Source organism: Kitasatospora sp. NPDC051853 (assembly GCF_044452665.1).
Classification (GTDB): Bacteria; Actinomycetota; Actinomycetes; order Streptomycetales; family Streptomycetaceae; genus Kitasatospora.
Window position 1 is genome coordinate 203,135 of sequence record NZ_JBITBY010000007.1, and the last position, 20,194, is coordinate 223,328.

The 20,194-nt window shown below is 73.7% G+C and carries 19 protein-coding genes; 7 read left to right on the plus strand and 12 right to left on the minus strand.

Going from position 1 to position 20,194, the window contains the following annotated elements:
* Positions 1–16: 16 nt before the first annotated feature.
* A complete protein-coding gene (locus ACIA8O_RS21340) occupies positions 17–652 on the minus strand; it encodes an HNH endonuclease family protein (protein ID WP_396295501.1) in 636 nt (211 codons plus the stop codon).
* A 192-nt stretch (positions 653–844) separates the two neighbouring features.
* On the opposite strand from ACIA8O_RS21340, the gene ACIA8O_RS21345 reads away from it, so the two are divergent.
* On the plus strand, positions 845–1,030 hold the full coding sequence (locus ACIA8O_RS21345) for an antitoxin (RefSeq protein WP_396295502.1): 186 nt from the start codon (positions 845–847) through the stop codon (positions 1,028–1,030).
* 62 nt (positions 1,031–1,092) lie between these two features.
* Here ACIA8O_RS21345 and ACIA8O_RS21350 read toward each other — a convergent pair whose 3' ends face one another.
* Positions 1,093–1,956: a 3-hydroxybutyryl-CoA dehydrogenase gene (locus tag ACIA8O_RS21350; protein ID WP_396295503.1), complete on the minus strand. Its 864-nt coding sequence runs from the start codon at positions 1,954–1,956 to the stop codon at positions 1,093–1,095.
* Between the two features lie 295 nt (positions 1,957–2,251).
* Between ACIA8O_RS21350 and ACIA8O_RS21355 the strand changes: the two genes are divergently transcribed.
* Positions 2,252–3,070 (plus strand): SDR family NAD(P)-dependent oxidoreductase, encoded by an 819-nt coding sequence (locus ACIA8O_RS21355; protein WP_396295504.1) that lies wholly within the window; start codon positions 2,252–2,254, stop codon positions 3,068–3,070.
* A gap of 24 nt (positions 3,071–3,094) precedes the next feature.
* On the opposite strand, the gene ACIA8O_RS21360 is transcribed toward ACIA8O_RS21355, so the two are convergent.
* Together ACIA8O_RS21360 and ACIA8O_RS21365 are read right to left on the minus strand one after the other, a co-directional pair.
* A complete protein-coding gene (locus ACIA8O_RS21360; RefSeq protein WP_396295505.1) occupies positions 3,095–4,735 on the minus strand; it encodes an arylamine N-acetyltransferase in 1,641 nt (546 codons plus the stop codon).
* Between the two features lie 71 nt (positions 4,736–4,806).
* A complete protein-coding gene (locus tag ACIA8O_RS21365; protein WP_396295506.1) occupies positions 4,807–5,319 on the minus strand; it encodes a GNAT family N-acetyltransferase in 513 nt (170 codons plus the stop codon).
* A 109-nt stretch (positions 5,320–5,428) separates the two neighbouring features.
* On the opposite strand from ACIA8O_RS21365, the gene ACIA8O_RS21370 reads away from it, so the two are divergent.
* Entirely contained in the window at positions 5,429–6,586 is a 1,158-nt protein-coding gene (locus ACIA8O_RS21370) for a methyltransferase (protein WP_396295507.1), read from the plus strand.
* A gap of 48 nt (positions 6,587–6,634) precedes the next feature.
* On the opposite strand, the gene ACIA8O_RS21375 is transcribed toward ACIA8O_RS21370, so the two are convergent.
* Positions 6,635–7,477 carry an alpha/beta fold hydrolase gene (locus ACIA8O_RS21375; RefSeq protein WP_396295508.1) on the minus strand — a complete coding sequence of 281 codons (843 nt, stop codon included), beginning with the start codon at positions 7,475–7,477 and terminating at the stop codon, positions 6,635–6,637.
* A gap of 89 nt (positions 7,478–7,566) precedes the next feature.
* Here ACIA8O_RS21375 and ACIA8O_RS21380 point away from each other — a divergent pair, with 89 nt between their 5' ends.
* Complete coding sequence (locus ACIA8O_RS21380) at positions 7,567–8,037, plus strand: MarR family winged helix-turn-helix transcriptional regulator (protein ID WP_396295509.1); 471 nt, start codon at positions 7,567–7,569, stop codon at positions 8,035–8,037.
* Positions 8,038–8,044: 7 nt separating this feature from the next.
* Here ACIA8O_RS21380 and ACIA8O_RS21385 read toward each other — a convergent pair whose 3' ends face one another.
* The 6 genes from ACIA8O_RS21385 to ACIA8O_RS21410 all read right to left on the minus strand — a co-directional run bounded on the left by ACIA8O_RS21385 (position 8,045) and on the right by ACIA8O_RS21410 (position 14,683).
* Positions 8,045–8,347, minus strand: a complete 303-nt coding sequence (locus ACIA8O_RS21385) for a hypothetical protein (protein ID WP_396295510.1) — start codon at positions 8,345–8,347, stop codon at positions 8,045–8,047.
* A gap of 16 nt (positions 8,348–8,363) precedes the next feature.
* Positions 8,364–9,278: a RimK family alpha-L-glutamate ligase gene (locus tag ACIA8O_RS21390; RefSeq protein WP_396295511.1), complete on the minus strand. Its 915-nt coding sequence runs from the start codon at positions 9,276–9,278 to the stop codon at positions 8,364–8,366.
* Positions 9,275–10,204 (minus strand): hypothetical protein, encoded by a 930-nt coding sequence (locus ACIA8O_RS21395; RefSeq protein ID WP_396295512.1) that lies wholly within the window; start codon positions 10,202–10,204, stop codon positions 9,275–9,277. Before ACIA8O_RS21395 ends, ACIA8O_RS21390 begins: the two co-directional genes overlap by 4 nt.
* Positions 10,201–12,099 (minus strand): M6 family metalloprotease domain-containing protein, encoded by a 1,899-nt coding sequence (locus tag ACIA8O_RS21400; protein ID WP_396295513.1) that lies wholly within the window; start codon positions 12,097–12,099, stop codon positions 10,201–10,203. The genes ACIA8O_RS21395 and ACIA8O_RS21400 overlap by 4 nt, the downstream gene beginning before the upstream one ends.
* A gap of 184 nt (positions 12,100–12,283) precedes the next feature.
* The gene (locus ACIA8O_RS21405; protein WP_396295514.1) at positions 12,284–13,762 is read right to left on the minus strand and encodes an alpha/beta hydrolase; all 1,479 of its coding nucleotides are present in this window, start codon (positions 13,760–13,762) and stop codon (positions 12,284–12,286) included.
* Between the two features lie 99 nt (positions 13,763–13,861).
* Positions 13,862–14,683: a DUF1963 domain-containing protein gene (locus tag ACIA8O_RS21410; protein ID WP_396295515.1), complete on the minus strand. Its 822-nt coding sequence runs from the start codon at positions 14,681–14,683 to the stop codon at positions 13,862–13,864.
* 154 nt (positions 14,684–14,837) lie between these two features.
* Between ACIA8O_RS21410 and argG the strand changes: the two genes are divergently transcribed.
* Positions 14,838–16,292, plus strand: a complete 1,455-nt coding sequence (gene argG / locus ACIA8O_RS21415) for an argininosuccinate synthase (protein WP_396295516.1) — start codon at positions 14,838–14,840, stop codon at positions 16,290–16,292.
* A gap of 109 nt (positions 16,293–16,401) precedes the next feature.
* Here the strand turns inward: argG and ACIA8O_RS21420 are convergent, their stop codons facing one another.
* Positions 16,402–17,511: a hypothetical protein gene (locus ACIA8O_RS21420; protein WP_396295517.1), complete on the minus strand. Its 1,110-nt coding sequence runs from the start codon at positions 17,509–17,511 to the stop codon at positions 16,402–16,404.
* A 470-nt stretch (positions 17,512–17,981) separates the two neighbouring features.
* Between ACIA8O_RS21420 and argC the strand changes: the two genes are divergently transcribed.
* Both argC and argJ read left to right on the plus strand, forming a co-directional pair.
* Entirely contained in the window at positions 17,982–19,010 is a 1,029-nt protein-coding gene (gene argC / locus ACIA8O_RS21425) for an N-acetyl-gamma-glutamyl-phosphate reductase (RefSeq protein WP_396295518.1), read from the plus strand.
* Positions 19,007–20,176 (plus strand): bifunctional glutamate N-acetyltransferase/amino-acid acetyltransferase ArgJ, encoded by a 1,170-nt coding sequence (gene argJ / locus ACIA8O_RS21430; RefSeq protein WP_396295519.1) that lies wholly within the window; start codon positions 19,007–19,009, stop codon positions 20,174–20,176. Before argC ends, argJ begins: the two co-directional genes overlap by 4 nt.
* Positions 20,177–20,194 lie beyond the last annotated feature (18 nt).

Below are 20,194 nucleotides of genomic sequence, written 5' to 3' on the forward strand. Positions count from 1 at the left end.
CCGGGGCTCCGTCGCGTCAGCAGCCGTTCAGGACCGAGGAGAGCGCGGACTTCTCGGCGCTGTCCACCGAGAGGCCGTAGAAGTACTTCACCTGGACCCAGGCCCGGGTGTAGGTGCACTGGTAGGAGGCGCGCGGCAGCCAGGTGGACGGGTCCTGGTCGCCCTTGCTGCGGTTGCTGCTCGCGCTGACGGCGATCAGCTGGGGGCGGGTCAGGTCGTTGGCGAAGGCCTGGCGCTGGGCGGTGCTCCAGGCCCAGGCGCCGGAGCGCCAGGCCTCGGCGAGCGGCACCATGTGGTCGATGTCCAGGCTGCTGGAGCTGGTGAGGGTCACCGCGTCGTACTGGCTGTACCAGGAGCCGGAGACGGAGGCGCAGGCCGAGTCGGTGACCACGCCCGAACCGTCCCGCTTGAGGACCGTCTCGCGGGTGTTGCAGGTGCCCGAGACGGTGATCCAGTGCGGGAAGAGCGCCCGGTCGTAGGTGGACTCGTGGGACTCGGCGGCGACGGTCAGCGAGGCCAGGTAGCTCCGCGCGGTGGCGGCCGGGACGGGCGTGGGCAGGGCGGCCTGGGCCGGCGCGGCGGCGGTCAGCAGGGCGGCGGCGGCCAGCAGCGTGGCGCCGGTGGCGGCGAGGGCACGGCGGAATCGGGACATGGCGAACTCCAGCGTGGGAGGGGGGAGCTGACGGCCCGGAAGTCCGGGCGGCGGAGCCCCGCCATCATCGGGCAGCCCCTGTTTACGCGGGTAGACCCCGGAGGTGAATTTCTCCCGCCCGGTCTTCACAGCGGATGCGCGACCGGCGGCTGACGGTGACCATGAGGGAATCCGGCAGAAAGGACCCGGGCCATGTCGATGCTCGACAAGCTCAAGCAGATGATCCACGGCCACGAGGACACCGTCCGCAGCGGTGTCGACAAGGCGGGCGACGCGGTGGACGAGAAGACCGGCGGCAAGTACACGGGCCAGGTCGACACCGCCCAGCAGAAGATCAACGAACAGCTCGGCACCCAGGAGCCGCCCACCCAGCCGTGACGCGGAACGAGGAGGAGGCCGTGGCCCGTCACGGGCTACGGCCTCCTCCTCGTGGTGGTGCGTCAGGCGGTGTAGTCGTAGAAGCCCCGGCCGGACTTGCGGCCGAGCAGGCCCGCGTCGACCATCCGGGAGAGCAGCGGGGGAGCGGCGTACAGCGGCTCCTTGTACTCGTCGTACATCGACTCGGCGATCGAGACGATGGTGTCCAGGCCGATCAGGTCGCACAGGCGCAGCGGGCCCATCGGGTGGGCGCAGCCGGCCTCCATGCCCTTGTCGATGTCGGCCGCGGTGGCCACGCCGGACTCGAACATCCGGACCGCCGAGAGCAGGTACGGCACCAGCAGGGCGTTGACCACGAAGCCGGCCCGGTCACGGGCGCGGATCGGCTCCTTGCCGAGCACCTGGACGGCGAAGGCCTCGGCCCGGGAGGTGGTCTCGGCGGAGGTGGTCAGGGTCGGGATGACCTCGACCAGCCGCTGCACCGGGGCCGGGTTGAAGAAGTGCAGGCCGATGACCTGCTCCGGCCGGGAGGTGGAGGCGGCCAGCTTCACGATCGGGATGGAGGAGGTGTTGGAGGCCAGGATGGCGTCCCGGCGCTCGACCACCTGGTCCAGGGTCTGGAAGATCCTGGTCTTGATCTCCTCCTGCTCGGCGACCGCCTCGACCACCAGGTCGCGGTCGGCGAAGTCGGCGAGGTCGGTGGTGAAGGAGATCCGCGCCAGGGTCTCGTCCCGCTGCTCCTCGGTCAGCTTGCCGCGCCGGACGGCGGTCTCCAGGGAGTTGGTCAGACGGGTGCGGCCGAACTCCAGGGCCTCACCGGTGGCCTCGGAGACCAGCACGTCCAGCCCGGAGCGGGCGAAGACCTCGGCGATGCCCGAACCCATCAGTCCGCAGCCGACTACCCCGACGCGCGCGATGTCACTCACTCAGTTGCCCTTCACGGTGGAGCTGGGGGTGGCCCAGCGTGCTCTGACGGGTGGTGCGCCGGTGTCGTGGCCGTACGCGCCGCCCGGACGACCGTACTACCCGCCTACCAGCGAGTACATCTCGGTCCGTCATGTGACCTCGCCCTCGTCGCGCGGTGGACGGCGGCGGCGCGCGGTGTGCGCCGATCGGAGGACAAGCGGCCCGGTGATCCCCCGCGCCCCCGCGGCGGGCCCGAAGAATCGGCCGCAGGACAGGGCGCACGCCAGGGTGCGGTCGAGGAGGGAGCAGGTCACCATGCCGACCGGATCGCTGGTAGGGCAGGTCGCGCTGATCACCGGGGCCGGGCGGGGCATCGGGCGGGAGCTGGCCGTCGGGCTGGCCGCCGAGGGGATGGCGGTCGGGCTGCTCGGACGCAACCACGGCACCCTGACCGAGACGCTGCGGGAGTGTGTCAGACACGGGGCGCGCGGGGTCGCGGTGACGGCGGACGTCACCCGGCACGGTTCGGTGCGCGAGGCCGTCCGCGCGGTGGAGCGCGACCTCGGGCCGGTGGACTTCCTGGTCAACAACGCCGGGCAGGTGGACCGCGAGGAGGTGCCGCTCTGGGAGACCGACCCCAACCAGTGGTGGCAGGTGGTGGAGACCAACCTGCGCGGGCCGTACAACCTGCTGCGCACCGTGCTGCCCGGCATGGTCGAGCGGCGGCGCGGCCGGGTGGTCAACCTCAACTCCGGCTTCGCGCTGCGCCCCGACGGCCACTACACCGCCTACGCCACCTCCAAGGGCGCGCTGCTCAAGCTCTCCGACAACATCGCCGACTCGCTGGCCGAGAAGCACGTGGTGGTGCTCGACATCAGCCCCGGGGCGGTGGCCACCGAGATGACGGCCGGGATGCCGATGTTCCGGGACATGAAGGCCTGGGGCTCGATCCCGTACATGGTGGCCGTCACGGTGGACGCCGCCCGGGGCCGGTTCGACGCCCTGCACGGGCGGTTCATCCACGCCGGGCGGGACAACCTGGAGCTGCTCTGCGCCCGGGCCGGGCGGATCCGCGAGGCGGACGCCCGGACGCTGCGGCTGCGCCCGTACGGCGAGGACGACCCGATGGCCTGAGCACCGCCGGCCGGTGGCGCACCGTCAGGAGACGGGCGCCGTCCAGCCGGTGGCCTCCTTCCAGGCCGTGTGGTCGCCGTGGACCTTCGCCCACAGGCGGTCCCGCTCCGTCCCGTCCAGGCCCTCCGGGCCGTCCAGCACCAGGCCGAACCGCCCGGTCAGCAGGGCGAACCAGGCCTCCCGGTCGGCGACCTCGGTGACCGTGCGGCCGTCCGCGCCGGTGCGGACCAGCACGCAGCCGCGCAGCGCCTCCAGCGCGTCGGCCTCCCGGCGCAGCACGGTGGACACCTGGACGAAGGACGAGTCGGGCGAGGTGGAGAGGTGCTCGTGCTGCTCCAGGAAGTCCGCCGTCACGGCCGGGCCGGGGCGGAAGTCCATGCCGGTGAAGGAGCCCAGCGGGTCGTGCGCCAGCCGCCAGCCGCCGGGCTCGGCCGCCGAGGGCTCCAGGGTCAGGGCGAGCGGGGGCTGACGGTACGTCCCCTCGCGCAGCGGCAGCGGCTCGTGCAGCGCGTCGCCGAGGCCGACGTCCACCATGAACTCCCGGCCCTCGCAGCGCACGGTGAGCACCAGGTGGTTGGCGCTCGCCCCGGCCGGGTCCTCCGGCGCGTTCTGCACCCCGCCCACGTGCCGGCGGACGTCGTAGCCGAGCGAGGTCAGCAGTGCGGCGAAGGCGCCGTTCAGGTGGAAGCAGTAGCCGCCCCGGCCGGCCGCTATCCGGCGGGCCGAGTCCAGCGGGTCGATGGTGGTCGGGCGGCCGATCTGGATGTCCAGGGTCTCGTACGGGACCCGCTCGACGTGGGCCCGGTGCAGGGCGAACAGTGCGGCCACGGTCGGGTGCTTCGGGCGCTCCGCGCCGAGGTGCGCGAGGTAGCCGGTGACCAGGTGCTCGGGCAGGGCGGCGGGCTCCGGCCGGGGCTCGGCCGCCCGGGCGGGCGGGTTGGGCCCGGCCAGTGCCTCGGCGTCGGCCACCCGCCGGTAGCCCTCGCGCAGTGGGCCGCCGCAGAGCTCCAGCACCTCGGCCACCGCGGCGGCGAACTCCGCCCCGGCCCCGCCCGCGAGCAGCGCGCGGTAGCCGTCGAGCAGGCGCCCGCCGAGCCCGGGGTGGGCCGCGCGGAGCATCCGGGGCATCCACTTGCCCTTGCCCTGCCAGTGGCCGCCGGTGGAGAGCAGCAGCTCGGCGGCGCGCTCCAGCACCAGGGCGGCGACCACCGCCCGCTCGTCCTCGGGGCGCTCGTCCAGCAGGTCGTCGTACAGGTCGGTCAGCATGTACCGCCTGGTCTCCAGCGCCTCGGCCGGGACGGGCGCGGGCCCGGCGGCCAGCAGCCGGGCGGCCTCGGCACGCAGCTCGGAGGCGGTGCCGTCGGCGTCGAGCAGGGTCAGGCCGGTGGCGCACATCGAGATCAGCGAGGGCACCGCGTTGACCCGGTCCCAGTCGAAGAAGGCCCGGGTCGAGGACGGGGTCTGGACGAACAGCTCGACCGGCCAGCCCTCGTGACGGGTCGTCTCCCGGTAGACCTCGTACCCCTCGGGGCGGACCACGACCAGGTCGAGGTCGGAGCCGGCCGTCGCCTCGCCCCGGGCGGTCGAGCCGCCGAGGTAGGCGGCCACCGCCTCCGGGAACGCCGACTTGACCAGCTGCTGCGCCACTGCGATGGGATCGTCCATGGCGCAGATGATCGCTCAGGACCGGCCCGGCGCGCAGCCCATTTGGCGGTACACGGCGGGTTGACGGCGGATCAGGTCAGGTCGTCGGCCAGCAGGTCCATCAGCAGGCCGTCGTGCCAGCTCCCGTCGGCCCCGCGCTCGTACTGCCGCATCACGCCGACCGGGCGGAAGCCGACCTTGGCGTAGCAGCGGATCGCGGCCTCGTTGTCGGCCGCCGGGTCGATCACCAGGCGGTGGTGGCCGAGGGCGGTGAGGAGGTGGCGGGCCAGTGTGCGGACGGCGTCCGTGCCGAGGCCGCGGCCGTGGACGGCGGGGTCGAGGAAGACGTCGATCCCGGCGTGCCGGTACTCCGGGTCGTTCTCGGCGTACCACTGCACCGCGCCGACCACCCGGCCCTCGAACTCGACCGCGAACACCTCGGTCTCCGGGTCGGCCAGGTCCTCCGCGACCTCGGCGGCCAGGTCGGCCTCGCCCCGCCAGCGCGCCCGCACCTCGGGGGTGTCCCGGATCACGGCCAGCCGGGGCACGTCGTCGGGGGTGGCGGGGCGCAGGGTCACGGCGTCGCCGTTCAGGATGGTGGCCATGGGACGGACGATAGGGCCCGCTCCGGCGAGGGGCCAGGCGGCGGGCCGGGTGGGTGCGGGCCGGGCGGCGGCCCGGGCGCCGGGGCGGCTCGGATAGCCTGAGGGCACGATGGAAAGCTTCACGACGCCCTCGGGCGAGTTCGAACTCAGCCGCTTCCCGGAGGACCCGCGGGAGCGGCTGCGGGCCTGGGACGCGGCCGACGAGTACCTGCTGCGGCACCTGGCCGGGATCGACGGCGCGCCGCCGGTGGACCTGACGGGCCGTCCGGTGGTGCTCGGCGACCGCTGGGGCGCGCTGGTCACGGCGCTGGCGGAGCACCGGCCGGTGCAGGTCTCCGACTCGTACCTGGGCCGCGAGGCGACCCGGGCCAACCTGGCCCGGGCCGGGGTGGAGCCGGGCACGGTGGAGCTGCTCACCACCCAGGACCCGCCGCCGGAGCGGATCGACGTGCTGCTGGTGCGGGTGCCCAAGAGCCTGGCGCTGCTGGAGGACCAGCTGCACCGCCTGGCACCGGCCGTGCACGCCGGGACGGTGGTGGTCGGCACCGGCATGGTGACCGAGATCCACACCTCCACCCTGCGGCTCTTCGAGCGGATCCTCGGCCCGACCAGGACCTCGCTGGCCGTCCGCAAGGCCCGGCTGATCTTCTGCACCCCCGACCCGGAGCTCACCCGCGCGGCCAACCCCTGGCCGCTGCGGTACGAGCTGCCCGACGGCATCGGGCCGGTCTCCGGACGGACCGTCACCAACCACGCGGGCGTGTTCTGCGCGGACCGCCTGGACATCGGCACCCGCTTCCTGCTCGGCCACCTGCCGCCGACCCGCGGCCCGCTGCGGATCGTCGACCTCGGCTGCGGCAACGGCGTGGTCGGCACCGCCGCCGCCCTGGCGAACCCGGAGGCGGAGCTGTTCTTCGTCGACGAGTCCCACCAGGCGGTGGCCTCCGCGGAGGCCACCTTCCGGGACGCCCTGGGGGCGGGTGCCAAGGCGGAGTTCACCGTCGGGGACGCCCTCACCGGCGCCGAGCCCGGCTCGGTGGACGTGGTCCTCAACAACCCGCCCTTCCACAGCCACCAGGCCACCACCGACGCCACCGCCTGGCGGATGTTCACCACCGCCCGCCGGGCGCTGCGCCCGGGCGGCGAGCTCTGGGTGGTCGGCAACCGGCACCTGGGCTACCACGTCAAGCTGAGGAAGCTCTTCGGCACCTGCGAACTGGTCGCCGGCGACCGCAAGTTCGTGCTGCTGAAGGCCGTCCGGAAGTAGCGCGCCCCGCCGCACCCCCGTGGCGGCGGGGCCCGTCCTGAGGGCGGGTCAGACGCCGTACACCTCGGTGAGGAAGTCCTCGATGATCCGGGTGTAGACCTCCGGGCGCTCCATCGCGGGGATGTGGGCGGTGTCCGGGATGTCGGCGACCCGGCCCTTCGGGGCGGCCTGGGCGAACGGGGTGGCCAGCGAGATCAGGGCGGGGGAGTCCAGCGCGCCGCTGGCGGCCAGCACCGGGACGGTGACCTCGCCGGCCCGGCCCAGGGTGGCGGGGACCTGGACGTGGTTGTTCGGCTCGTCCGGGGTGTGCTTCATGATCGTGCGCAGCGCCATGTCCCGGCGGCGGCGCACCAGTTCCGGGTCGAGGTCGGCGACCTCGCGGTGCGGGCCGGCCTCCCAGAGGGCGAGCGAGTCGAGCCAGCCCTCGATGTCGCCGGACATCAGGGCGGTGCTGTTGATCCCGTGGGCCTCGTCGTTCCAGGCGTCGCTGACGGTGGGCTCGTGGGTGCCGCCGCCGCTGATCAGGATCCCGGCGACCAGCTCCGGGTGCTCCAGGACCGTCTCCACCGCGATGGTGCCGCCCATCGAGAGGCCGACCAGCACGGCCGGGCCCAGGTCGAGGTGGCGCAGCAGGGCGGCCAGGTCGTCGCACTGGCGGAAGGGCTCGGTGGCGTTGGCCGAGGCGCCGTGGCCCCGGGCGTCCGGGGCGATCACCCGGTAGCGGGCGGAGAGGGCGGCGACCTGCGCGTCCCACATGGTGAAGTCCATGAAGCCGCCGTGCAGCAGCACGACGGGGCGGCCGGAGCCCGCGTCACGGTAGGCGAGGGGGCCGTCCTCGGACTCGAAGGTGCGGACGGTGGCGGCGTAGGACTGCTCGGTGGCGTTCGTCATGACAACCAAGGTGCCATGTTCGAAGTGAGATGACAACCCAGTTGTCATCCTTCTCGGAAAATTGGCACCTCGGGTGTCATGATGGACGGGTGACCGACAACGACGCTCCCCGTGAACCCGACCTCGCCCCCCGGCTGATGGAGGTCTTCGCCCTGGTCGGCCCGCTCTACCGCCGGGTCCAGCGCAAGGTCGAGACGGACGTCCCCGAGCAGGGCCTGTCCGTCGGCGTCCGGGCCGTGCTCGACCTGCTCCGCGAGCACGGGCCGATGACCGTCCCCCAGATGGGCCGGGCCCAGGCGCTCAGCCGCCAGTTCGTCCAGCGGATGGTCAACGACGCGCTGGCGGCCGGGCTGGTGGAGGCCATCCCCAACCCGGCCCACCAGCGCTCCTCGCTGATCCGGCTGACCGGCGGCGGCCGCGCCGCCATCGCCGCCGTGCTGGAGCGCGAGCACGGGCTGCTGCGCCAGATCGGCGAGGACGTCACGGCGGCGGACGTCGAGACCACCGTCCGGGTGCTCGGCCGGATGCTGGAGCTCTTCGACGACGTGGACGTGAACTGAGGCCCCGTCAGAGGACGGGCCCGGCCCCCTCGACGGCGAAGTCGCCCGGGGCCGGCTCCTGCTCGGCGAAGGCCTCCCCGGCGGACAGCCGGGCGCGCAGCCGCAGCACCGTGCCCGGCGCCACCCCCGCCAGCTGCGCCGGGCGGACCGCCAGGTCGAGCGGCCCGCCCACCCGGGGCGAGAGCAGGTCGGCGAAGCCCTCCACCGGGGTGGCGGAGAGCAGCTCCACCCGGGCCAGCTGCCAGCCGGGCAGCCGGGGGTGCGGCGCGGCGCTCACCAGGCGGACCCGCAGCACGGTCAGGTTCTCCATCGACGCGACCATCGGCTCATGCCTCCACGGGGGTCCGGGCCCCGGCCAGCAGCGCGGCCAGGGCGGCGGCGATCGGCAGGCCGGTGTGCGATTCGTAGTAGCTGTAGGCGGGCATCGGATTCACCTCGAAGCACACCCAAGCACCGTCCGGCCGCCGCCGCAGGTCGATCCCGGCCAACGGCAGCCCCAGCGCGGCCGCCAGCGCCACCGACCGCTCCGCCACCTCCGCCGGCAGCCGGCACGCCGTCAGCTCGGCCTCCAGGCCGTCCTGGTGGGCGTAGCGGTAGTCGACGGCGGCGCTCTCCACCGCGGTCGCGAACACCTCCCGGCCGACCACGTGCACCCGGACGTCCCGCCCCGGCACGTACGCCTGGAACTGGGTCGGCAGGCCGCGCACCAGGTGCAGGCGTGACTCGTCGTCAGGGGTCAGCTCCCGCACGATCGAGCGGATGCCGCTGACCGACTTGTAGACCACCCGGCCGTGCTCGGCGCGGAACTCCCGCACCTCGTCCGGGTCGTCCGTCACCAGCGTCTCCGGCACCGGGAAGCCGGTGCGGGCGATCAGCTGGGCCTGGTACGGCTTGGACGCGTTGGACTCCATGGCGAGCGGGCGGTTGACCACCAGGGCGTCGGCCCAGTCCAGCCAGTCGGTGAACCAGCGGTGGAAGGCGGCCGCCCGGGCCAGCGCCGCCAGGTCGTCCCCCGGCGCGGCGGGCAGCTCCAGCGGACGGGCGTAGACGGCCGTGACCTCGTCGAGCCCCACCCGCCGCCCGTCCACCGACACCGACCCGGGCAGGCCCGTCCCGCAGACGAAGTCGTGCCGCGCCAGCCGGGCCTGGTCGACCACCAGGTGCTCGTGGCCCGCCACCCGGGCGGCCTCCACGGCGCGTGCCAGCGGCGGGTCGTCGAGCAGCCCGTAGAAGAGGATCACCGCGTCACCTCCGGAGTGCGGCCCTGCGGGGCGAGGGGTGCGGGGGATTGCGGGAGGCCGGCCGGGGCGGTGGGGAGGCCCGGTGCCCCTCCGTCGTTCTGGCGTGCCGTCGGTTCGCCGCGGGCCGTCCGGTGGAGCCAGTCGGCGACGGCGGTGCGGTGGGCGGCGGGGGACAGGGGCGGGTGGAGGTCGACCTCGGTGAGCAGGCCGGCGGGGGTGAAGCGGAGCTCCAGGAGGGTGGTGCCGAGGCGGTCGGCGAGGAGGCGGGCCCGCGGGCCGTAGCGGGCGGCGGCCGGGCCGAGGAGGCGGGGGCCGCAGAGGAGCAGGCGGGGGCCGGTGGCGGGGGCCGGGTGGAGTTCGGCCGGGACGGGGGCGCCGGGGCCGCCGGGCCAGTCCAGTTCGGGGAGGAGCAGCTCGCCGGGCCCGGCGGTGAGCAGGCCGGCCCGGGTGGCCCGGCCGGTGCGGGCGACCGGGAGGCCGAGCCGCCCGGCCAGGGAGAGGGCGGTGGCGGGGGAGAGGGCGCCGGGGGAGGTGCCGCAGGAGTGGTGCGGGCCGAGCACCCGGGGCCCGAGGCCGAGCAGCCAGCTGGCGAGCAGCGCGTACCGCTCGGCCCGGGCGTAGTCGTGGTCCTTGGCCGGGGCACCGGCCGCCCGGTCCGGCGGAAGGTGCGTCAGCCGGTGCAGCACCGCGCCCACCGCCTCGTCGGCGAGGCGCTCGCCGCCGGGCAGGGCGAGCACGGTGCGGGCGGCCCCCGCGGCGTCCACCCGGTGCGACCACCGGGCCCGGAGCAGGTCTCCGGGGCCGAGCAGCAGCACCCGGCCCCCGCCCGCCCGGCCGGCCAGCGCGCGGGCCACGGAGGCCGCGCCCAGGTCGGTCCGGTCGGCCAGGACGAGGACCGTGCGGGGCGCCGCGGGGGGCGCGGTCACTGCGGGGGCAGGTTGTCGAAGGCGCGCTTGGCCGCCGGGTCGCCCTCGGCCATGGCCTGCCGGAGCCCCTCGGTCTCCGGGTCGTAGACCGGCCCGCCCTGGAGGTCGGGGCGGAGCGAGGAGCCGATGAACGGCTCGCCGCCCCCGTCCTCGTACTCCGCTCCGCCCTGGCCGTCGTCCTCGCCGCCCTGACCACCCGTCAGGGCCTGCTCCACGGCGGTCAGCCGGGCCTGGAGGTCGAGCACCGCCTCGGTCAGCGGATCGGCGTCCGGGGCGCTGCGCTCGAAGGGGGGCCTGGGCCGCTCGGGCCGCTTGTGCTCGACCCGGTCCTTGATGTCCTTGCGCTCCTTGAAGGGCTCCTTGAGCTCCTTCCGGCCGTCCTTGCGGTCCTTGAACGGCTCCTTGAGGTCCTTGAGCCCGTCCTTCAGCTCCTTGCGGGCGTCCTTGAGCTCCTTGCCGCCGTCCTTCAGCTCCTTGAGCAGCGGCTTGCCGCAGGTGACCGAGACGGTGGCGGTCATGCTCACCGCCGGGGCGGGGATGCCGGTGACGGAGACGCAGGTGTCGGCGCCCGCGTAGGACTTGGAGTTCGGGGTGCTGGTGGAGGTGAACTCCGTCCGGTTCGCGCTGCCCGGGTACGGGTCGCCGCCGTCGCCGCGGTTGCGGGCCAGCTCCAGGTCGCGGCGGGCGTCGGCCTGGACCAGGCCGACCTTGTAGTGGCTCTCGTCGGTGTTGCCCGGCTTGCTCTCGTCCACGTGCCAGATCAGCAGGCCGGAGCCGGGCAGCGAGACGTCGTAGCCGCTCTGCTGGCGGTTCTCCACCAGGAAGTACTCGTTCCCCCCGGTGCCGTTCTTCCAGAGCCGGTGGACGGTGTGGCTGGACTTGACGTCCTCGAAGGTCACCGGGCCGCCGGAGGTGACCACGGTGGAGCTGGCCCAGCCCTGGTTGACCTTGCACCAGGCGGACGGGTGGGTCGGCACGTCGCCCCCGCCGCCCCAGGAACCGCCGCCCATCAGGCACCAGTTCCCCACGCCCTCGGAGGAGCCGTCGGTGTCGTAGAGGTCGGGGAAGCCGAACAGCAGGTGGCCCAGCTCGTGCGCGCAGACGCCGATCTTCGCGTCCTCGGGGATGGTGAGGTAGGCGAACACCTTGGTGCCGTCCACGTTCCGCACCTCGGGCAGGGTCCACTTGTGCGACCAGATGTCGCCCGGGGCGCCGGTGGCCTCGCCGCCGGAGCCGGCGTGCACCACGATGAAGGCGTCCACGAAGCCGTTGCCGTCGTTGTCGTACGGGGCGAAGTCCACCGTCGGGTCGGCGGCCAGCAGCGCGTCACGGGCCATCAGGTGGGCGCGGGGCTCGCCGGTGGGGCGGCCGATGCCGAAGTTCCCGTTGGCGTACCAGGCCAGCGTCTGGGGCAGCCGGAGCGGGCCGACCACCTCGCCGACGATGTCCACCAGACCGTGCGTCACCTCGCGGTAGTACTCCCGGACGGAGCCGTGCTCCAGCTCGCCGAGCGAGAAGAACAGCTTCTCGAAGTGCTCCTGATCGGCCGTCAGGGCCTTGTCGGAGAAGTCGGCCAGCACCACCACGACCCGCACCGCGCCGCGCAGCGGGGCCCGCTCGGCCGCCGCCTGCTTGATGGTGGTGTACGGGGTGCCGAGCGGGAACTCCTCGGGCGGGAAGATGGCGCCGTCGTCGAAGCCGAGCCGGTGCGGCGTGCGCCCCACCGTGAACTGGCCGGCCAGCTCGTCCGGGCCGGAGCGCAGCCGGGCCAGCTCCTGCTGGAGCCGGTCACGGAGCTCCGGGCTGGGTGCCACGGCGCAGAAGTCGGACCAGACGGCCCGGCCGCCGGGCGCGGCGCCGGCTCTGGCGGTGGAGGGGGAAGGGGACTGGGGCATGGCGGCTCCCTCGGCAGCGGGCTGCGATCTGCTGACTACGGATGGTAGTGAGCCGGGCGTGCGTGCGACACCGCCGTACGGGGGAGCCGCCCCGGTGGTCCCCCGGTGATCCCTTGGCGGCCCGGGGCTGTTCGACGGCGAATCGTTCCGCCCCGGCCCCGCCGGTGTCCGGGCCGGCCGGCGCCTACTCGGCGGGGCAGAGCACGTCCTCCGCCGGGCGGCTGCCGGTGGTCAGGAAGGCGGTCACCAACCGGTCGCCGCAGGCGTTGCCGTTGGCCGCGTAGACGTCGTGGCCGCCGGAGTCGACCGCGACCATCCGGGCCCGGTGGCCGAAGGCCTGACGGAGCTTCAGGGCGCCCGCGTACGGGGTGGCGGGGTCGCGCAGGTTCTGGGCCAGCAGGACGTTCGGCGGGCCGGCCGGGGCGATCCGGACCGGGGGCTCGGCGGGGGCGGGCCAGAACGCGCAGGGCATCACGTTCACCGGCATGCCCGCCGTGAGCGGGTGCTTCGCGCGGGACTCGGCGACCGCCCGGGTGTAGCCGGCCGGGTCGCGCGGCCAGGCCACGTCGTTGCAGAGCACCGCGGCCGAGACCGCCACGGTGTTCTGCAGCGCCGCGTCCGGCGGCAGCTGCGGCGCGGGCGGGGTGCGGCGCTCCAGCCCGGCCCGGACCAGGCGGGCCAGGGAGGGGAAGCGCTCGTCGTCGTAGAGCGTGTTGAGCAGCGCCTCGCGGAGCGCGTTCCCGTCCAGCACCTCGGGGTTGGCGCCCGGCCAGGGGACCGGCTCGCGGTCCAGCGCGGTGGCCAGCTCCAGGAAGAGCGGCCGCACCTGCTCCGGGCGCTCGGCCAGCCGCAGCGGGTTGTCCGGCGCGGCGGCCCAGCGGGCGAAGTCCGGGAACCGGTCCTCGGCGCCCGGCCCGAACGCGGCCAGCCAGCCGCGGCCGACCTTCGCCGGGTCCGGGTCGTCGTTGCTGTCCAGCAGCACGCGGTCGGTGCGGTTCGGGAACATCGTGCTGTACACCGCCCCGGCGTAGGTGCCGTAGGAGATGCCCCAGAGCGAGATCCTGCGCTCCCCGAGGGCCCGCCGGATCGCGTCCACGTCACGGGCCTCGTTGGCGGTCGACAGCGTGCGCAGCACCGGCCCGCCGTTGCGCAGGCAGGCCTCGGCGACCCGGCGGGCGGTCTCGAGGTTGGCGGTGACCGAGCCGTCCGGGGCGGGCCAGGGGCGCAGCTTCGTCATCGACAGGTCCTCGTGCGCCAGCCCGCAGCTCACCGGCGTGCTCCGGCCCACCCCGCGCGGGTCGAAGCCCACCAGGTCGTACATCTCCCGCACCTCGCGCGGCAGTTGCTTCGCCGCCCTGGTCGGCCAGTCCACCGCCCCGCCGCCCGGGCCGCCGGGCAGCATCAGCAGCACCCCGCGCCGCCGCTCCGGCCGCTCGGCCGGGATCCGGGAGACGGCCAGGGTGATCCGCGGCCCGCCCGGTTCGGCGTGGTCCAGCGGCACCTCGACGGTGGCGCACCGCTGCCGCGGGTCGAGGTCCTTGCCCGGGCAGCTGGTCCAACTTGGTTGCCGTGGGGCCGCGTCGGCCCGGGGGACGGCGAGTCCGAGGAGCGAGGCGGCCACGGCGGTCGCGGCGGCGAGGGTGGCGATGCGATGCGTTGTCATGCCCCGAAGTCTTCTCCGATCGCCGCTCCCGCCCCATGTGGCCACCAGGTCACTCCGGACTGGGGATTTCCCCACCCCCGGAGGGGAGTTGACCCCTCGTCAGGCGCAGTCGAAGCGCTGGGCGAACGGTCGGCCGGGACAGCGGCGGCACTCGAACAGGTAGACCCCGCCCAGGTCACCCAGCGTCAGGCCGGGGCCCTCCGCCCGCGGGCCCTCGTCGGCGGGCGTCCAGGCCGTGGACGACAGGGCGTCGCCCTCGGTGCTCTCGACGGTCAGCAGGTGCTCCATCGGCTGCCGGCAGACCGGGCAGCGCGGAACGTCGGGCTCCTGGCTCCAGCCCGGGTAGCCGCCCAGCTTGATGCCCGGTGCGGTGGAGAGGTGGTACTGGTAGGCCCAGCCGCGCTCCTCCTCCAGCCGGTCGAACCGCTCCTCCAGGGCGTCCCACAGCTCCTGCGGCAGGTCCCAGCTCGGGTACTCCGTCACGGCCTCCGGGTGCACGGTGCACGGCCGGGGCAGGTACTGCCGCACCGCCCCGGCGGGCGGCGGCGGGGCGGGGCGTACCCGCGCGCCCTTGGCCGGGGCCCGGCGCCAGACCACGAGTGGCTCGACCCAGCAGCCGTCGTGGTCGCGCGGGCACCAGAGCACCTGGAGCAGGTCGCACCCGTCCGGGAACGGCACCACCTCCTCCGGCAGGTCGATGAGCCGGAGTTGGAGCACCGCCACCATCGGCGAGCCGGGGTGGTCGGGGCAGGTCGGCCACGGCTCCTCGGCCGGCCAGAGCAGCGGCCCGCCCACCGAGCTGTCCCGGCGGCGGGGCGAGCCGGCCCTGGGATGGAGCCGGACGGTGCGGCGGCGGTAGGGCGCCACCTCGGGGAAGAGGGCCTCGACGTCGAGGGGGCGGCCGGGGGTCCGTGGGTTCACCGGCGCACGGTACGCCGCGCGGCGGTCGGGGCGCACCGGCAATTCGTGGCTGTCGGGGCGTCAGGTCGACTGGCAGGATGGCGGCTCGGGGACGGTTCCGCGAGGGCGATGAAACCGCGTTGCATGGCCATGCATGATGATGCATAATCTTCCCATGTCCAAGGTCCTCACCTCCCTCCCCACCGGCGAGCGCGTCGGTATCGCCTTCTCCGGCGGCCTCGACACCTCGGTGGCCGTCGCCTGGATGCGTGACAAGGGCGCCGTCCCCTGCACGTACACGGCCGACATCGGCCAGTACGACGAGCCCGACATCGCCTCGGTGCCCGGCCGTGCCGCCGCCTACGGGGCGGAGATCGCGCGCCTGGTGGACTGCAAGGCGGCCCTGGTCGAGGAGGGGCTGGCGGCGCTGGCCTGCGGCGCGTTCCACATCCGCTCCGGCGGCCGGGCGTACTTCAACACCACCCCGCTGGGCCGGGCCGTGACGGGCACCCTGCTGGTCCGGGCGATGCTCGAGGACGGCGTGCAGATCTGGGGCGACGGCTCCACCTACAAGGGCAACGACATCGAGCGGTTCTACCGCTACGGCCTGCTGGCCAACCCGCACCTGCGGATCTACAAGCCCTGGCTGGACGCGGACTTCGTGACCGAGCTGGGCGGCCGCAAGGAGATGTCCGAGTGGCTGGTCGCGCACGGCCTGCCCTACCGGGACTCCACCGAGAAGGCGTACTCCACCGACGCCAACATCTGGGGCGCCACCCACGAGGCCAAGACCCTGGAGCACCTCGACACCGGCATCGAGACCGTCGACCCGATCATGGGCGTCCGGTTCTGGGACCCGTCGGTGGAGATCGCCACCGAGGACGTCACCATCGCCTTCGAGCAGGGCCGGCCGGTCTCCATCAACGGCAAGACCTTCGCCTCCCCGGTCGACCTGGTGATGGAGGCCAACGCGATCGGCGGCCGCCACGGCCTCGGCATGTCCGACCAGATCGAGAACCGGATCATCGAGGCGAAGAGCCGCGGCATCTACGAGGCCCCCGGCCTCGCGCTGCTGCACATCGTCTACGAGCGCCTGGTGAACGCGATCCACAACGAGGACACCATCGCTGCCTACCACAACGAGGGCCGCCGCCTCGGCCGGCTGCTCTACGAGGGCCGCTGGCTGGACCCGCAGGCCCTGATGGTCCGTGAGTCGCTGCAGCGCTGGGTCGGCGCCGCGATCACCGGCGAGGTCACCCTGCGGCTGCGCCGCGGCGAGGACTACTCGATCCTCGACACCAAGGGCCCGGCCCTGAGCTACCACCCGGACAAGCTCTCCATGGAGCGCACCGAGGACGCGGCCTTCGGCCCGGTCGACCGGATCGGCCAGCTGACCATGCGCAACCTCGACATCGCCGACTCCCGCTCCCGCCTGGAGCAGTACGCCGCCCTCGGCCTGGTCGGCGAGGCCCCCGGCGGCCAGAGCTCGATCGGCGCCGCCCAGGCGGCCTCGACCGGTCTGATCGGCGCGATGGACCAGGGCGGCGCCAAGGCCATCGCCTCCACCGTCGAGCCCACCGCCGAGGAGGCGGCCCTGGACCGCGCGGCGATGGAGTCCGGCACCGACTGACCGTAGGCCGCCGCCGTCGGCGAACGGCGGTGTGGCGAACGGCCGTGAACGGGCGAGTGCCGGCCTCCGAGAGTTGCTCTCGGAGGCCGGCACTCGCCGTGTTCCGGTCCTACCTGGCGGCCCCGAAGCCCTGCGGCGGGTCCAGGTTCAGGCGGGCGGCGATGTTGCGCACCGCCGCGGTGAGTTCCTCGATCGCCCGCGCGGTCTGGTCGGCGGTGCGGGCCTCGGTGAGGTCACCCAGGGCGTGGCCGGTCGCGCCGGGGAACTGGGTGATCCGGGCCAGGTGCCCGCCGTCGAGCTCGGGGGGCAGGTGCGCGGTGCCGGCGTGGGCGGGGCGGTGGTGGTCCGGTTCGGGGGCCGGCCGGAGGCCGTCCCCGTGCAGGGGGGTGGCGGGGACGTTCGTGCTCGCGGGGTAGCTGCCGACCCGGGGGGCGATCTTCAGCGGGCGCCCGGGGTCCGCCGCGGACCTGGTCCTGGGAAGTGCCAGGATTTCCGCCCCCGTCTCGGAGAACAGGGGGTCGGGAATGAAGCGCGGGTCCTTGGCGTAAACCTGCCCCAGTTCCCTGCGGTAGCGGCTCACATGATCGGCGCAGCTGGTCCGGGCATGGAATGAAGCGCTTCCTTCGCCGAGTCCGGGATACCAGAGATTAGGGCCGGGGAAAGTGATGGAACGCGTTCTGGGTTTGATGAGTTCGGCACATCCGATGCAACAACCGAGCGGGACCATGAGTGGGGTCGGCTCGCCCTTCGCATTGCGCCTCGGCCCGCCGTTCCAGCGGTTCTCCCCATTGCGGCAGGGCGGCAGCTCGTCACATACCCGGCATGCCGCGTAGTGATCCGGGAGAATCTGCCAATCGTGACTGGCCGGTGCGCACCAGTGCTTCGGGGCCGACTTGGGGAGGTGTTCCTTGCCCAGGACGAGGACGACCGGGCGCTTGTAGAAGCCGGCCCAGTCGGGCGGTTCCGCCGCCCGGTAGCCGCCGTTCAGGTCCTCGGAGCGCCTCCAGAGCCGGAGGTGCTCGTGCCAGGACTGCTGGTACGACTCCGGCCATTGGCTGTAGGGGTATTCCTTGATCTCCAGGACTCGCCAGGGCTGGCGGTCCAGGACGACGGACTGCCCCGCCTGCAGACGTAGGGAGGCCCTGTCGCTCCGGGGCTCGGACCAGTCCACGCGGCCGATGTGGACCAGTTGATCGGGGAGCCACTCATGGACTGACACGGCAGTACTCCTCATTTCCTGGGCCATTCAACTGTCATTCAGACAGTCCGGAAAGTGTAAGCGTAGCCGATCTGCTGTACCTTGGTGTGCGAATACGCCGAGCCTCCACGCCATATGGCGCAATGGGAAAGTTTGTCCCCTCATTCGAACAGAGCAATGCTCATATCGTTGGGGGGACGGGATCACCGGCTTCGCGGGGCAGAACGTGGAGCTCCGCTGCTTTGACGTTACGACTGCCCGCCGCTCTCATCGGAAGCCACGCCGTAAGAGTGTCCGCGGGCTGCCGTCGTGGTGGGCCCGGGGCCGCCGGCGCCGGGGTTCCGGCGGGAAGCGCCCCGCGGACGTGGAAAACTTAGGGTCGCCTAAGTTGTCATGGTGCGTGCTCTGCCGTCGAGGCCGGTCCGCATGAGCTTCTTGCATGAATGTTCCGTACTGCGTATATTCATGCCTAGTCCTAGAGAGGAATCGTCATGGCATTGCGAGTGGCCGTCGCCGGAGCGAGCGGGTATGCGGGCGGCGAGGCGCTGCGCCTGCTGCTCGGCCACCCGGAGGTCGAGATCGGCGCGCTGACCGGCGGGTCCAACGCGGGGGCGCGGTTCGGCGAGCTGCAGCCGCACCTGCTGCCGCTGGCCGACCGGGTGCTGGAGCCGACCACCCCCGAGACGCTGGCCGGGCACGACGTGGTCTTCCTCGGGCTGCCGCACGGCCAGTCCGCCGCCGTCGCCGAGGCGCTCGGCGAGGACGTCCTGGTGGTGGACTGCGGGGCGGACTTCCGGCTCAAGGACGCCGCGGTCTGGGAGAAGTTCTACGGCTCCCCGCACGCCGGCACCTGGCCCTACGGTCTGCCCGAACTCCCCGGCCACCGGGCCGCGTTGAGGGGCACCAAGCGGATCGCGGTGCCGGGCTGCTACCCGACCGCGGTCACCCTGGCGCTCTTCCCGGCCTACGCCGCCCGGCTCGCCGAGCCGGAGGCGGTGATCACCGCCGCCTCGGGCACCTCCGGCGCCGGCAAGGCGGTCAAGCCGCACCTGCTGGGCAGCGAGGTGATGGGCTCGATGAGCCCGTACGGCGTGGGCGGCGGCCACCGGCACACCCCGGAGATGGCGCAGAACCTCGGCCCCGTCGCGGGCGAGGACGTCACCGTCTCCTTCACCCCCACCCTGGCCCCGATGCCGCGCGGCATCCTGGCCACCTGCAGCGCCAAGGCCAAGCCCGGCACTACCGCCGAGGGCCTGCGCCGCGCGTACACCGAGGCCTTCGCGGGCGAGCCCTTCGTCCGCCTGCTGCCCGAGGGGCAGTGGCCGCAGACCAGTTCGGTCTACGGCTCCAACGCCGCGCTGGTCCAGGTCGCCCTGGACGAGCACGCCGGGCGGATCATCGCGATCAGCGCGATCGACAACCTGGTGAAGGGCACCGCCGGCGGCGCGGTGCAGAGCATGAACATCGCCCTCGGCCTCCCCGAGGAGCTGGGCCTTCCCTTGATCGGAGTCGCACCGTGACCACCAGTCAGAACCTCGGCGTCACGGCGGCCAAGGGCTTCCGCGCCGTCGGCGTCACCGCCGGCATCAAGGCCAGCGGCACCCCCGACCTCGCCCTGGTGGTCAACGACGGCCCGCTGCTCGCCGCGGCCGGCGTCTTCACCTCGAACCGGGTCAAGGCCGCCCCCGTGCTCTGGAGCGAGCAGGTGGTGAAGGGCGGTCAGATCTCCGCGGTCGTGCTCAACTCCGGCGGCGCCAACGCCTGCACCGGCCCGGCCGGCTTCCAGGACACCCACGCCACCGCCGAGAAGGTCGCCGAGGAGCTCGGCCTGAACGCGGGCGAGGTGGCCGTCGCCTCCACCGGCCTGATCGGCGTCCGGCTGCCGATGGACATCCTGCTGCCCGGCGTGGAGCAGGCCGCCAAGGCGCTCAGCGAGGAGGGCGGCGAGGCCGCCGCCATCGCCATCAAGACCACCGACACCGTGCACAAGACCGCCCAGGTCAATCAGGGCGGCTGGACGGTCGGCGGGATGGCCAAGGGCGCGGGCATGCTCGCCCCGAGCCTGGCCACCATGCTCGTCGTCATCACCACCGACGCCGTGGTCGACGCCCCCGGCCTGGACGCCGCGCTGCGCTCGGCGACCAACGTCACCTTCGACCGGATCGACTCCGACGGCTGCATGTCGACCAACGACACCGTGCTGCTGCTCGCCTCCGGCGCCTCCGGCGTCACCCCGGACCCGGCGGAGTTCGCCGCCGCGGTGGCCACCGTCAGCGCCGACCTGGCCCGCCAGCTGATCGGCGACGCCGAGGGCGCCTCCAAGGACATCCGGATCGACGTGGTGAACGCGGCCACCGAGGCCGAGGCCGTCGAGGTGGCCCGCACCATCTCCCGGAACAACCTGCTCAAGTGCGCCCTGCACGGCGAGGACCCGAACTGGGGCCGGGTGCTGGCCGCGATCGGCACCACCGCGGCCGCCTTCGACCCGAACGAGCTGAACGTCGCGATCAACGGCGTCTGGGTCTGCAAGGACGGCGGCGTGGGGGAGGACCGCGACCTGGTCGACATGACGGGCCGTGAGATCGTCATCACCGCCGACCTGCGGGCCGGGGAGGCGAAGGCCAGCGTGTGGACCAACGACCTCACCGCGGACTACGTCCACGAGAACAGCGCCTACTCCACCTGAGCCGGGGGACACCCACAC